Here is a 14510-nt window from a genome sequence, read left to right as displayed (position 1 = left end):
AGAACGATGAGCAAAAAAATCATGATCCTGCCGGGCGACGGAATCGGCCCGGAAATTGTCGAACAGGCCGTTGCGGTACTGAAAACCGCCGATGAAAAGTTCGGCCTGAACCTGGAATTCACCGAAGGCCTGATCGGCGGTGCCTCCATCGACGCACACGGCGAACCCCTGACCGATGCGGAACTGAAAAACGCCGGCGACTGCGATGCAGTACTGCTGGGTGCCGTAGGCGGCCCGAAGTGGGACACCCTGGATCGCGCCATCCGCCCGGAAAAAGGCCTGCTGAAAATTCGCAGCGGCCTTGGCCTCTACGCCAATCTGCGCCCGGCGATCCTGTATCCGCAACTGGCCGACGCCTCTTCCCTGAAGCCGGAAGTGGTTTCCGGCCTGGATATTCTGATCGTGCGCGAGCTGACCGGTGGTATTTATTTCGGTGAGCCCCGCGGTATCAAGACCCTGGAAAACGGTGAGAAGCAGGGCTTCAACACCTATGTGTACACCGAATCCGAAATCGAGCGCATCGGACGCACCGCGTTTGAAGCGGCGCAGAAACGCGGCGGCAAGTTGTGCTCCGTGGACAAGGCCAACGTTCTTGAAGTGACCGTGCTGTGGCGCGAAGTGCTGGACCGCCTGGCCCCGGAATACCCGGACGTGGAGCTGTCCCACATGTACGTGGACAATGCGGCCATGCAGCTGGTGCGTGCACCCAAGCAGTTCGACGTGATGGTAACCGGCAATATGTTTGGCGACATCCTGTCCGACGCCGCCGCCATGCTCACCGGTTCCATTGGCATGTTGCCGTCTGCATCCATGAACGAAACCGGCTTCGGTCTGTACGAACCGTGTCACGGCAGCGCCCCGGATATCGCCGGGCAGGGCATTGCCAACCCGCTGGCCACCATTCTTTCCGCCGCGATGATGCTGCGCTACTCCCTGGATATGGGCGACGCGGCCGATGCCATCGAGGCGGCAGTCAGCAAGGTTCTGGATCAGGGACTGCGCACCGCGGACATTTACACGGACGGCTGTAAAAAAGTCTCCACCGCGGAAATGGGCGCAGCAGTGGTGGCCGCTTTCTGATAAGTCTGCCTGAACACATCGTCTTTCCGGCGCAGGCCGGAATCCAGTAAACAAACTTAACAGGATACTGAAATGAACAAGGTAGGATTCGTAGGCTGGCGCGGTATGGTCGGCTCCGTTTTGATGGGCCGCATGCTGGAAGAAAACGACTTCGCGCATATCGCCGAGCCGGTATTTTTCTCCACTTCCAACGCCGGCGGTAAAGCCCCGGAAGTTGGCAAGGAAGTCGCGCCTCTCAAAGACGCCTACGACCTGGACGCACTGGCCGAGCTGGACGCCATCGTCAGCTGTCAGGGCGGCGACTACACCAAAGAAGTCTTCGGCAAACTGCGCGAGCAAGGCTGGAACGGCTACTGGATCGACGCGGCCTCCAGCCTGCGTATGGACGACGACGCCATCATCGTACTGGACCCGGTCAATCGCGACGTGATCGACAAAGGTATTGAGTCCGGTGTGAAAAACTACATCGGCGGCAACTGCACCGTGAGCCTGATGCTGATGGGCCTGGGTGGCCTGTTCAAGGAAGGCCTGGTGGAGTGGGTTACCGCTCAGACCTATCAGGCCGCCAGTGGCGCCGGTGCCAAGAACATGCGTGAGCTGATCTCCCAGATGGGCAGCATCCGCGACGGCGTAGTCGAAGAGCTTGCCGATCCGTCCAGCGCGATTCTGGAGATCGACCGCAAGGTGGCCGAGAACATGCGCAGTGGCGACTTCCCCACCAGCGAATTCGGCGCGCCTCTCGCCGGCAGCCTGCTGCCGTGGATCGACACTCAGCTGGAGTCTGGCCAGAGCCGTGAAGAGTGGAAGGCGCAGGTGGAAGCCAACAAGATCCTGGCTACCAACAGCGCCGTACCCGTGGACGGCACCTGTGTACGTATCGGCGCCATGCGCTGTCATAGCCAGGCGTTTACCGTGAAGCTGAAGAAAGACTTGCCGCTGGAAGAGATCGAGAAAATCATCGGCTCCGCCAACGACTGGGTCAAAGTGGTGCCCAACGATCGCGAAGTGACCTTGAAAGAACTCACCCCGACCGCGGTCACCGGCAAACTGGATATCCCGGTTGGCCGTCTGCGCAAGTTGAGCATGGGTGGTGAATACCTGAACGCCTTCACCGTCGGTGACCAGCTGCTGTGGGGCGCCGCCGAGCCGCTGCGTCGCGTACTGCTGATTTTGCTCGGCAAATTGTAAGTAGTATTTTCCGCCATTGTGGCGGTACTGCTGCCGGGTGCAGCCTTGGGAGACACGCCGTAAACCCATCCATGGGGGCTCTTCCGCGAGGTCCCTCTCGCGGACAAAGCGTTAGCTTTGGACGCCCCTAGGCGCCCAAAGGGTGAAGGGCTCGGCCCGAATCAACGTCTCCCAAGGCTGCACCCGGCATCAGCACCTTCGCATCAACCGAATCTTTTACTTAAAAGGCCGCCTGTTTCACGGGTGCGGCTTCCCCCCTGACTCTCCACGAGTATAATCCCCCGCAATTTTAGGCTGCTGCTTTAGTGGTCGACCTGGCTGAAAAGCATTCGAAAATACACGTGAGTACAAATATGACCGAATCCACCCGGGAACTGGTGATCGTTGGTGTTGGCAGTGCGCCCTTTGATGCGCTGCTGGAGATCCTGGAAGAGCGCAAGACCGTGACCCCGGGCCAGCTCAAGCTGGTGATCGATGATGAAGCCGAGATCGATCCGCAGGTGTTCGCCAATCGCAGTGTGCCGGTTTCTCCGCTGAAAGAGTTTGCCTTTACCCCGGAGCAGGTCGTGCTGCTGCTGACCGCAGGTGATACCGCGACTGCCGCGCTCGCACAGGCCGAGCAGGCCGGCGCCTGGGTGGTGGATGCGGCGGGTATTACCCGTGGCGACGAGAGAGTGGCTCTGATCCATCCGCTGCTGAACAGCGCGGAACTCAATCAGCGGGACGAGAGTGATCGCAAAGTGATCGCCGTGCCGGGTGCCGGTGCCGCGATGCTGGCGGAGGCGCTGTTTCCGCTGAAATCGCAGCTGCAAGCCGTGGAAGTTGTACTGAATCAGCCGGTGTCGGCACTGGGCAAAAGCAGCGTGGATGCCGCCGCTGCACAGACCGCGCGGTTGTTTAACGGTCAGGAGCCGGATGTGGACGAGACAACCGGTCAGCGCCTCGCGTTCAATCATCTGAGCTCCGCCGAGGCCCTGCTCGAAAGTGGCCACAATTTCAGCGAATTGGCGCTGGTACTGGAGCTGCGTCGCCTGCTCGGTGACGAGGTGGCGCTGGATGCGAGTATTAATACCGCTTCCGTGTTTCACGGTCAGCTGGCGAATGTCAGTGTGCAGTTGAAAGACCAGCAGGCGCTGGAAACCGTGCGTGGTTTGCTGACCAATGGTGCGCGCCTGGAAATGCGCGAGCGCCCATCGGCACAGGATGCGGTCGGCAGTGAGAATACGTTAGTGGGGCGCCTGCGCACCGGATTGATCAATCCGCGCCAGGTTGTTTTTTGTGCGGCATCCGACAATTTGCGTAAAGACGTCGCAATTAACTGTGTACAGATTGTCCACTTGTTGCTAAAAACCCATTGATATTTAATACTTAGCGGCCTTTCTGAAGGTTTCTTCTTAACTTTGGCCCTGTGAGTGGCCCTTAGGGGGCATGGCGATGCTTGGGGGTGTTGCCGGGTGAGTAAAGCGAGAATCCAGATAGGCCACATCTTTTTCGGGGGGTGACTCTTTCGCCGGCTAGTGGCTGGTACACACACGAAAGTGTCACCGAAGAGTAGAGCCTGGTGTCTGAGCACTGGTTCTTTTTGAGTAATTTTGTGCATTTGATGGCACAAGCCGAACGTAGTTTTCGCTTGGAATACTTTTCTGAGCAAATATTGAACACGTTTTCGGCGTGATTCTAACAATAAAGGGAATCGGATATGCGTGTGCAAAAGCTGGCACTTGCGGTGGGTCTGGTCAGCGCACTGGGTGGCAATGGGGCTCTGGCGCTCGGACTGGGCGAAATCAAGTTGAATTCCACGCTCAACCAGCCGCTCGATGCAGAGATTAAACTGCTGCAAACCCGCGGTCTGGGGGAAAACGAAATCAAGGTCCGCCTGGCGAGCATCGAGGATTTCGAGCGCGCTAATGTTGAGCGGGGCTATGCCCTCGACGGTATCCGCTTCGATGTGGACTACTCCAGTGGTCAGCCCGTGGTACGTATCACCAGTCGCACTCCGATTCGCGAGCCTTTCCTGAATTTCCTGGTGGAAACCCGCTGGCCCAGCGGCCGTCTGTTGCGGGAATACACCCTGCTGATGGACCTGCCGGCCTTCTCCACCAATACCGCGTCCCAGCCTGTACGCGCCGCGGAGCGTGAGCGTCAGCAGGTGCAGCGCAATGCGCCTGTGCAGCGCCCGGTCCAGAAGCCGATTCAGCCTACCGTGCAGCGTACTCCGGAACCGGTAGAAGCACCGGCAGAGCAGCCCGTGCCTGCGCCTGAAGAGTACAGCGCGCCTCAGGAGACTGTGGCGGAAGAGCCGCAACAGCCGATCTTTGAAGAGCCCGCGGAAGAGTTTAGCGAGCCGCAGACGGCGACCGACACAGGCAGCCGTGTCTACGGTCCGGTGGAGGCCAACAAGACCCTGTGGGAGATCGCCCGCGACAGCCGCGAGACCCGCGATCTGTCCGTCCAGCAGACCATGCTGGCGATCCAGCGCCTCAACCCCGAAGCCTTTATCAACAACAATATCAATCTGCTGAAGAAGGGCGCGGTACTGCGCCTGCCCACCGCAGATGAAGTGCGCAACCTGACCCTGACCGAGGCGGTCTCTCAGGTGGCTACCCAGAACGACGCGTGGCGCGACCGCGTTGCGAATAGCGATGCCACCGGCGCGCCGCTGGATGCCCGCGCCACAGTGGAAGAAACCGCCGAGAGCGATACACTCGAAGGCCGTGTATCCCTGGCGGCACCGGGTGATAACGAATCCGTATTGTCCGGCTCCGGCAGTGGCAGCAGCGAGAGCGACGCGCTTGAAGGCGAGCTGGCCGTTACCGAAGAAGAGCTGGATAAGTCCCGCCTCGAAGGTGCCGAGCTGCAGGATCGCATCGGCGAGCTGAACGAGCAGATCGACACCATGGAGCAGCTGGTTGAGGTCTCCAACGACGAGCTGCAGGCCGTGCAGGCCGCCGCGGAACAGACCAACAACGCGCTGGAATCTGAAGGCGAAGTCGACGCCTACGAATCAGAGTTCGAGTCCGAGCTTGAAACCGAAGCCGTGGGCGAGACCGCTATCGATAATGGTGCCGCACTGGATGGCGCCGACGTTGAAGCAAGCGACGCTACCACTGAAGCAGACTCTACGGAAATCGTGGAAGCGGCTGCAGAACCGGAAGAGGAAACTACCCGCAATCGCGTAGTAGTGCAGACCCGTCCGGAGCCGACGCTGGTTGAACGCGTCATGGACAACATCGTGCCCATCGGTATCGGTGCGGGCGCGTTGCTCGTTGGCCTGTTCGGCTTTATCTCCTGGCGCCGCCGCAAGGAAGAAGAGGAGGCCATCCGTCAGGTAGAGGCGGAAATGGCTGCTGAGCGGGCTCAGGAGGAGGCTCCGGAGGAGGCGTTTGAAGACGACACTCTGGTCGCCGTTGAAGAATTTGAAGCCAACGACAACTTCGATCTGGATGAACTGAGCGAGGTGGAAACCGACGACCCGGTAGCGGAAGCGGAAATCCATCTTTCCCTGGACCAGTATCAGGAGGCGGAAGCCAAGCTGCTGGCGGGGCTCAGATCTGCGCCGGAAAATGTGGATGCGCGCCTGATGCTGCTGGAAGTGTACGCGCACCAGCAGGATGCGAATCAGTTTGATGATCACTACCGCCAGTTGCTGGGCTACAGCGATGGCCCCGCAGCGGACCGTGCTGCGCGCCTGCGAGAGACCATTGCAGGCATCGGTGCCTTTGTCGCGCCGGAAAATGATTTCTCCAGCGAGTCCCTGGAAGCGGCGCAGCTGGATGATATGGGTGCAGACTTCGATGAAATCGAAGCGAGCTTTGATGACCTGGATGAATTCTCTACCGCCAGCGCGAGCGCCGGTACCGAGAGTAGTGAAGACGATTTTGGCTCGCTGGACGACCTCTCTCTGGATCTGGGCAGTGCGGATGCCGAGGTGGCAGCGGAAGAAGATGAGTTTTCGCTCGACCTCGATCTGGGCGATGACCTGGGGATCGATAGTTCGGAACAGGAATCCATTGCCGGAACGCAGCCAGCCGATGAAGAGTTCTCCCTGGATCTGGGCTCTGATCTCGAGCTGGACGCGAAAAAGCCCGCGCAAGACGTCAGCGCGGAATCCACTCAGGAAGCCGATGATTTTAACCTCGACGATCTGATGGCAGATGGCGAGCTGGATCTCGAGAGCCTTGAAAGCCTGGACCTGGATGGCGATTTTGATATTGCCGGAGAGGACACTTCGGCGGTAGCGCCGGCTTCCGCTTCTGCGGACCCCGAAGTTGAAGATGGTGGTCTGGAGTTCGACCTTGACCTGACGCCGATGGATGATGGGGATGAACTCTCCGTCGATGAGAGTAACGTCGCGGCTCCGGAAGCAGAATCCGCACAGGATGACCTGGAACTGGGTGGCTTCGACGGCGAGCTGGAAGAGAATCTGGACGAAAGCTTCGGCGATGACCTGGGTAGCCTGGATCTGGATAGTATTGACCTGGGTGACTTTGATCTTGAAGGTGATTCCGAGACTCCCACCTCAGAGCAGGCTGCACCGGCCGCAGAGCAAGAGCTTGACGTTGCGGTGATGGAAGAGCCGGCGGCGCCAAGTGCTTCCACCGGCAGTCAGCCCACTGTTGAGACTTCCGCGGATCTCGATGATCTGAGCTTTGATCTCGAAGGCGACCTGGACTCGGAGCTGAACCTGCTGGAAGGCAGCGACGAAGTCAGCACCAAACTGGAGCTGGCCCAGGCCTATCTGGATATGGGCGATAAAGACGGCGCCCGTGAAATTCTCGGTGAAGTCGTCGAAGAAGCCGCTGGCGAACACCAGCAGCGCGCCAAAGATATGTTGGAACGCATGAGCTAATTGCTCTGAACAGAAGTTCCCGACCAGTTATTCACGCTGTCTACAGCAACAACACTTTGACCCCGCTTATGCGGGGTCTTCTTTTTTCGGGCCGATATTTTGGGTCAGAAGTTCGGGTCAGAAGTTCGGGGAAGTGTAAAATTCGCCCCATGATGAACAAGATTTACCACTACAAGCCTAACGGTGAGGTGCCGGAGGGGGAGTCCCTGCCGGAAGGGCTGCGCCGCATTGCGCTGGGCGTGGAGTACTGCGGTACCCGTCTGCGCGGATTCCAGAAGCAGAAACACGACCCGCGTACGGTGCAGGAAACCCTCGAAAAGGCCCTGTCCAAGGTGGCCGCGGAACCGATCACCCTGGTGTGCGCCGGGCGTACCGACGCGGGGGTGCATGCCACAGGCCAGGTGATCCACTTCGATACCACCGCCGTACGTCCCACCAAGGCCTGGATCCAGGGGGTAAATACCCAGATGCCATTCGATGTGCGGGTGCACTGGGCCAAGGAAATGCCGGCGCAATTCCATGCGCGCTTTTCCGCGCGCCACCGCACTTATCGCTATCTGATTCACAGCGCGCCGACGCGTGCGGCGCAGGCTGCGAGCGAAGTGACCTGGACCGAACGCACCCTGGATATGCAGGCCATGCGCGACGGCGCCCAGTACCTGATTGGCGAACACGATTTCAGCAGTTTCCGCGCGGCTCAGTGCCAGGCGAAGTCCCCGGTTCGGCGGCTTACCCGGCTGGATATCGGCCGGGTGGGGCAGCTGATCGTGCTGGAGGTGAGTGCCACGGCGTTTCTGCACCATATGGTGCGCAATATCACCGGTGTATTGATGGCGGTTGGCCGTGGCGATCGCGCGCCGGAGTGGGTGGGGGAGGTGCTTGCGGCGCGGGATCGCACAGCCGCCGGCGTTACCGCGGCACCCCACGGTCTGTACCTGGTAGATGTTCAGTACCCGCCGGAGTTCGCTTTGCCGGAAGTAGCGCCCGGTCCGCTATTGGTCTCGCAACCGCTGGGTACCATTGGCAAGGATCAGTAAGGCCGTGCAAAGGGCGGGGCGAGCGCTGGCCTGCGCGTTTCGCCGCGCCCGGTGATCTGATAGTATCGCCTGCTCTCCGAATTTTGCTGTCAGCGCCCTGGATTTACGGCGCATCGCGCCAGTCTGGCAGTACTCGTGTGTCAAACCACACAAACGATTTAATGGATTATGCGCGTAAAGATCTGCGGAATTACCAGTGTCGAAGACGCTCGCCTGGCGGTTGATGCCGGCGCGGATGCGTTGGGGCTGGTGTTCTATCCCCCAAGTTCCCGCCATGTGACGCCCGAACTGGCCGCGGAAATTGCCAGTGCGGTATCGCCGTTTGCGGTACTGACCGGCCTGTTCGTGGATGCGCACCCGCAGGAAGTGGAAGACACCTTAAAGCTGGTGCCGCTGAACCTGTTGCAATTTCACGGCAGCGAAAACTCGCCCTATTGCCGCCAGTTCCATCGCCCGTATATGAAAGCCCTGCGCATGAAGCCGGATCTTGACCCGGTGGAAGCCATGGCTGCGTATCCCGATGCCCGGGGCATCCTGTTGGATGCCTATCGCAAGGGCGTCCCCGGTGGCACCGGCGATACCTTCGACTGGCAGCGGGTGCCGCAGGGCAGTGACCGCCACATCATTCTGGCCGGTGGCCTCAACCCTGAGAATGTTGCGGAAGCGATTGCCGCAGCGAACCCTCACGGAGTAGATGTCAGCGGCGGTGTGGAAGCCGCTCCCGGCCGCAAAGATCCTCATAAAGTGCGCGCATTTATTCGTGCCGCCCGTACCGCCGCAGGCAGCGGCGTGCGCAGTAACGCATTGACCCAAGGAGTTTGAGCAGTGACTAAACCCAGTTCGCCCATTGATTTCGGGGCCTATCCGGATGCCCGCGGGCACTTCGGCGAGTTCGGTGGACGCTTCGTCTCCGAGACCCTGATCAGCGCCCTCGATGAACTGCAGGAAATGTACCAGCGCCTGAAAAACGACGCGGATTTCCAGGCAGCCTTCGACTATGACCTGGCCCACTATGTGGGGCGTCCCTCGCCGTTGTATCTGGCAGAGCGACTGACGGAATCCGCGGGCGGGGCAAAAATCTGGCTCAAGCGAGAAGACCTGAACCACACCGGCGCACACAAGGTGAACAATACTGTCGGGCAGGCGCTGCTGGCCAAGCACAGCGGCAAAAAACGCGTAATCGCGGAAACCGGCGCGGGTCAGCACGGTGTGGCGACGGCGACCGTTGCCGCGCGCCTGGGCTTGAAATGCGCGGTGTACATGGGTGCGGAAGACGTCAAGCGTCAGTCCCCGAACGTGTACCGCATGAAACTGCTGGGAGCGGAAGTGATCCCGGTCGAGTCCGGCTCCAAGACCCTGAAAGACGCCATGAACGAAGCCATGCGCGACTGGGTCACAAACGTAGACGATACCTTCTACATCATCGGCACCGTGGCCGGCCCGCACCCGTATCCGCAGCTGGTGCGCGATTTCAACTCCATTATCGGCCGCGAAGCGCGCCGTCAGAGCCTGGAGCAGTTCGGTCAGTTGCCCGACGCACTGGTTGCCTGTGTCGGCGGCGGCTCCAACGCCATCGGCCTGTTCCACCCGTTCCTCGGCGATGAGTCGGTAAAAATGTACGGTGTGGAAGCGGGCGGCGACGGCCTGGAAACCGGCCGCCACGCGGCGCCCCTGAACGACGGCGTACCCGGTGTGCTGCACGGCAACCGCACCTATCTGATGGAAGATGAAGACGGCCAGATTATTGAAACGCACTCGGTATCCGCGGGCCTCGATTACCCGGGCGTCGGTCCTGAGCACTCCTGGTTGAAAGACATCGGCCGTGTGGATTACGTCACCGCCAATGACGACGAAGCGCTGACTGCGTTCCGAACCCTGACCCGTAAGGAAGGCATTATTCCTGCTCTGGAGTCCAGCCACGCGGTGGCATACGGTCTCAAGCTCGCGGCCACCATGCGCCCGGATCAGAATATTGTGGTGAACCTGTCCGGTCGTGGTGACAAGGATATTTTCACCGTTGCCGCCATCGACGGCATTGAAGTGTAAGGAGCGGGATGGTGAGTGAATTGAATAACCGGATTGATCGCCGCTTCGCCAAGCTGCGCAGTGAAGGGCGCAAGGCGCTGGTGACGTACATCGTTGCCGGCGACGGTGGCCTGGACAATACCGTGGACCTGATGCATCAGCTGGTGGCCAGTGGTTCCGACCTGATTGAACTGGGCGTGCCGTTTTCCGACCCGATGGCGGAAGGGCCGGTAATCCAGAAAGGGCACGAGCGCGCCCTGGAGCAGAAGGCCTCCCTGCGCAAGTGTATGGAATTGCTGAAGGCATTCCGCAGCAAAGACGAGGAAACCCCGGTCATTCTGATGGGGTACGCCAACCCCATCGAGAAAATGGGTGCGGAAGCCTTTGCCGATGCACTGAAGGAAGCCGGTGGCGATGGCGCCCTGACCGTGGACTTGCCGGCGGAGGAGGCGGGCCCGCTGAACAACCTGCTGAGGGCCCGCGAGCTGCGCAATATCTTCCTGCTGACCCCCACCACCAGCGACGAGCGCATTGCGCAGATCGCCGGGCTGGCCAGTGGCTTTGTCTACTATGTATCCCTGAAGGGCGTCACTGGCGCTGGCCACCTGGACCTGGATTCCGTGCGCGACAATTTGGCGCGCATTCGCCGTCATACGGATCTCCCCCTGTGCGTGGGCTTTGGTATCAAGGACGGTGCATCCGCCAAAGCGGTAAGTGCCGATGGCGACGGTGCGGTAGTTGGCAGTGTGCTGGTGTCCGCAGTGGGTGAATCGGCCGATGGTGCGACGGCGAAAGATCGTATTGGCGGTATCGTCGCGGAGATGCGTTCGGCGCTCGACGCCTGATCGCGCGCGCCTGGCGATAAATTAAGCGCCAACTTGCGCGTAATCCCGTTTGGCCAGAAAGCCCGATTTTGCGGCTTATCTGGCCAAGTGCAATTTTTTTGAAAGTGGTTTAATTCGCGGTTTTAGAATTGCCGGTCATATAGGCTGAACCTTCGAAATAGCGGGGTTCGCTGTCAGAGCAGGGGCTTTGCCGGCAGTAAACGAATTCAGGGTGCCTCGGGTTGGCCGTGGTGCTCAATGGCAAGCATTGGATTTGGTAACAGAATGAGCTGGTTAGAAAAAATTGTTCCGTCTGTGATTCGCACCGAGCGCCGCGCTGGCGCCAGTAAGGTGCCGGAAGGTGTGTGGAAGAAGTGCGTCAAGTGTGATTCCACTCTCTACCTGCCGGAGCTGGAGCGCAATCTGGACGTGTGCCCAAAGTGTGAGCACCACTTCCGCATCGGTGCCCGTCGCCGTCTGGATATGTTCCTGGATGTGGAGCACCGCGAGGAGCTGGCGACCGATGTGGAGCCGGTGGATCGTCTGAAGTTCAAGGACGTGAAGAAGTACAAGGATCGTCTGACTCAGGCGCAGAAGGCGACCGGTGAGAAAGATGCGCTGGTGGCGATGCAGGGTTTGCTGGAGGGCAAGCCGGTGGTTGCGGTGGCGTTTGAGTTTGCGTTCCACGGTGGATCCATGGGCTATGTGGTGGGTGAGAAGTTCACTCGTGCGGCCCAGCGCGCTCTTGATGAAAATATTCCGTTGGTTTGTTTTTCGGCCACCGGCGGTGCGCGGATGCAGGAGGCGTTGATCTCGCTGATGCAGATGGCGAAGACTTCGGCGGTGCTGGAAAAGCTGCGGATGGCGGGTGTGCCTTACATTTCGATCATGACGGATCCGGTGTACGGTGGTGTTTCTGCTTCTCTGGCGTTGCTGGGGGATATCAATGCGGCGGAGCCGGGGGCACGTGCGGGTTTTGCCGGGCCGAATATCATTGAGCAGACCATTCGTCAGAAACTGCCGAAGGGTTTCCAGCGCGCGGAGTTCCTGTTGGAGCACGGTGCGATCGATATGATTATTCCGCGTAAAGATATGCGGAATACTGTTGGCCGGATTCTGGGTAAGCTTTCCAACAACTGATTTTTCCTCGGTCCCGCGCTGATCAAACTCAGTGGCGGGACCGCTGCCGGGTGGGCCTTTGTGAGACACGCCGTGAACCCATCCCTGGGGGCTCTGCGAAAACATCCATGTTTTCGAAGGTCTCACAAAGGCCCACCCGGCAGCGCCCCCTTCGCTTCGACTTCTTCACTTCGAATCAACTCCCTCTAGTTGTTCTTCCTAGCTAAAATCTTTTCACCTGACTAAATCACCGGTGACCTAATGCGCGATCTCCAATCCTGGCTCTCTCGCCTGGAAAAGCTCCACCCAACAGAAATCGAACTAGGCCTAGCGCGAGTATCCTCCGTCGCGCGTGTGCTGGATGTGGAAACACCGGCGCGTAGGGTGATTACCGTGGGAGGTACCAACGGCAAGGGCAGTTGTGTGCGGACGATGGAGGCGCTGTTGCGTGCCGGGGATCACTCCGTGGGCGCCTACAGTTCGCCGCACCTGTTGCGCTTTAACGAGCGCATTCGCATCGATGGTCAAGAGGTTGCGGACGAGCAGTTGATCGCGGCGTTTGAGGCGGTTGAGCAGGCGCGCGGGGAGGTGAGCCTGACTTACTTTGAGTTCACGACCCTGGCGGCGTTCTGGCTGTTTAAGCAGGCTGAGGTGGAGTTTGCTTTGCTGGAGGTGGGCCTGGGTGGTCGGCTGGATGCGGTGAATCTGGTGGATGCGGATATTGCGATCATTACCAGTGTGGCGGTGGATCACGAGGCCTGGTTGGGGAATGACCGGGAGGTGATTGGCCGGGAGAAGGCGGGGATTTTGCGCGCGGGGAAGACGTTTGTGTGTGCGGACCCGCAGCCGCCGGCTTCGGTCATTGATATTTCCGGCAAGCTTGGCTGTGAGAGCTTTTTTATCGGGCATGAGTTTTCCCTGATCGATGGAGAGTATGCGCTGCAGGCGGAGCCGGCGTTACGCTTTGGTGTGCCGGAATTGCAGTTGCCGCCGGCCAGTGTGGCGGCGGCGGTGACTGCGTTGGCGATTGCCGGTGAGTTGCCGGAGGCGGAGCGGGTTTGCGAGGTGCTGGAAACCCTGCGGATGCCCGGGCGTTGTCAGGCGGTGCACTGGCAGGATCGCAATCTGTTGCTGGATGTGGGGCACAACCCGGCGGCGGCGACGTATCTGGCGGATTGGCTGGCGCGTCATCCGGTGTCCGGGCGCACGGTGGCGCTGGTAGCGGTGATGGCGGACAAGGATTTGGATGGGCTGGTTGAACCGTTGAAAGACACCGTGGATTACTGGTTTCCGGCGCTTTTGCCGGGCAATCCGCGCGCGGCGAGTGCGGAGCAGGTTTTGCAGGGGCTCGCGGCCGCGGGTGTGGCTGAGACGCAGGTTTCGGATCGCTGTGCGCCGGTGGCGGAGCAGCTGCAAGTGGCGATGGGGGCGCTGGGCAGGGAAGACAGGTTGCTTGTTTTCGGCTCTTTCTTTACCGTTGCGGAAGTATTGTCCGAAATAGAGCGGCTCGGTGGAGCCCGATAGTCCTTCTATAGCCCTCCAATAGCGCAAGAGAACAAACCAATGGCCGGCCGGGACAGCGACTCCGATTCCTACTCTCAACAGCGTCACAAGAGCGCATCCCGTCGGCTGAACGATGGCGTGAAGCAGCGCATCGTGGGCGCGCTGGTGCTTGCGGCACTTGCGGTCATCTTCCTTCCCACCCTGTTCGACCGGGAAGGGGCGCGCTATATCGATGTGACCAGCCAGATTCCGGCACCGCCGGATATCAAACCCATCTCCATTGCCGAACCGCAACCCATCGAGAATATCGAGCCGGCGCCACCGGTGAATGAGGTATTCCAGCCCGATTTCGTAGAGCAGTCGGGCCCGGCGCCGGACCCGGAAGCCGTTTCTCTGGAGCCGCAAGCGCCCGCAGAACCTCAGCCTGCACCGGCAAAACCCGAGCCTGAGCAGGTTGCCCAGTCAGAGTCCCGGTCAGAGCCCCAGCCAGATCCAAAGCTGCAGTTGCCGGCGGAGGAAACGCAACTGGATGAGCAGGGGTTGCCCGAAGGGTGGGTGGTTCAGGTGGCCGCCTATAAGGAAGCCGCCAGCGCCGATCGTATGCGCAGCAAGCTGATGGACGCCGGTTTCCGCGCCTATACCCGTGCCGTGGATACCCCCAAGGGCCGCTTTGTGCGCGTGTTTGTGGGGCCCAAGCTGAGCCGGGTGGATGCGCAGTCAGAGAAGCAGAAGCTGGACAAGCTACTGAAGACAGAGACCCTGATTCTGCGCTATCGGGCCTGATACCACTCGGTGCCGCGCGACCTTACCATGCACTCCTTTTCGGTTACCTTTTTCAATGGTTTTGGTGAACTGCTTCACTGGCCCCGGTCGGTAAGTTAGAAT

The 14510-nt window shown here is 60.0% G+C and carries 11 protein-coding genes; all 11 read left to right on the top strand.

All coding sequences use genetic code 11. The features are described 5' to 3' along the window. The first annotated feature begins 6 nt into the window (after nt 1-6). The 11 genes from leuB (at nt 7) to ACYX4K_RS09040 (ending at nt 14408) form a co-directional block, all read left to right on the top strand. Nucleotides 7-1080, top strand: a complete 1074-nt coding sequence (gene leuB / locus ACYX4K_RS09090; RefSeq protein ID WP_475092436.1) for a 3-isopropylmalate dehydrogenase — start codon at nt 7-9, stop codon at nt 1078-1080. 72 nt (nt 1081-1152) lie between these two features. Further along, on the top strand, nt 1153-2268 hold the full coding sequence (gene asd / locus ACYX4K_RS09085) for an aspartate-semialdehyde dehydrogenase (protein WP_475092437.1): 1116 nt from the start codon (nt 1153-1155) through the stop codon (nt 2266-2268). Between the two features lie 353 nt (nt 2269-2621). After that, nucleotides 2622-3626 carry an Asd/ArgC dimerization domain-containing protein gene (locus ACYX4K_RS09080; protein ID WP_475092438.1) on the top strand — a complete coding sequence of 335 codons (1005 nt, stop codon included), beginning with the start codon at nt 2622-2624 and terminating at the stop codon, nt 3624-3626. A 341-nt stretch (nt 3627-3967) separates the two neighbouring features. Further along, on the top strand, nt 3968-7117 hold the full coding sequence (locus ACYX4K_RS09075) for a FimV/HubP family polar landmark protein (protein WP_475092439.1): 3150 nt from the start codon (nt 3968-3970) through the stop codon (nt 7115-7117). Nucleotides 7118-7266: 149 nt separating this feature from the next. After that, nucleotides 7267-8154 carry a tRNA pseudouridine(38-40) synthase TruA gene (gene truA / locus ACYX4K_RS09070; RefSeq protein WP_475092440.1) on the top strand — a complete coding sequence of 296 codons (888 nt, stop codon included), beginning with the start codon at nt 7267-7269 and terminating at the stop codon, nt 8152-8154. Nucleotides 8155-8322: 168 nt separating this feature from the next. Beyond that, the gene (locus ACYX4K_RS09065; protein WP_475092441.1) at nt 8323-8976 is read left to right on the top strand and encodes a phosphoribosylanthranilate isomerase; all 654 of its coding nucleotides are present in this window, start codon (nt 8323-8325) and stop codon (nt 8974-8976) included. 3 nt (nt 8977-8979) lie between these two features. After that, complete coding sequence (gene trpB, locus ACYX4K_RS09060) at nt 8980-10200, top strand: tryptophan synthase subunit beta (RefSeq protein WP_475092442.1); 1221 nt, start codon at nt 8980-8982, stop codon at nt 10198-10200. Nucleotides 10201-10211: 11 nt separating this feature from the next. Beyond that, nucleotides 10212-11024, top strand: a complete 813-nt coding sequence (trpA, locus tag ACYX4K_RS09055; RefSeq protein WP_475119733.1) for a tryptophan synthase subunit alpha — start codon at nt 10212-10214, stop codon at nt 11022-11024. Nucleotides 11025-11288: 264 nt separating this feature from the next. Then, on the top strand, nt 11289-12143 hold the full coding sequence (accD, locus tag ACYX4K_RS09050) for an acetyl-CoA carboxylase, carboxyltransferase subunit beta (RefSeq protein ID WP_475092444.1): 855 nt from the start codon (nt 11289-11291) through the stop codon (nt 12141-12143). A 240-nt stretch (nt 12144-12383) separates the two neighbouring features. Next, entirely contained in the window at nt 12384-13646 is a 1263-nt protein-coding gene (gene folC, locus ACYX4K_RS09045) for a bifunctional tetrahydrofolate synthase/dihydrofolate synthase (protein WP_475092445.1), read from the top strand. Between the two features lie 39 nt (nt 13647-13685). Continuing rightward, nucleotides 13686-14408, top strand: a complete 723-nt coding sequence (locus ACYX4K_RS09040; RefSeq protein WP_475092446.1) for an SPOR domain-containing protein — start codon at nt 13686-13688, stop codon at nt 14406-14408. Nucleotides 14409-14510: the final 102 nt, after the last annotated feature.

The sequence above is a fragment of the Microbulbifer sp. ABF4_107 genome (assembly GCF_056312215.1).
This window is presented reverse-complemented; position numbering and strand designations above follow the sequence as displayed.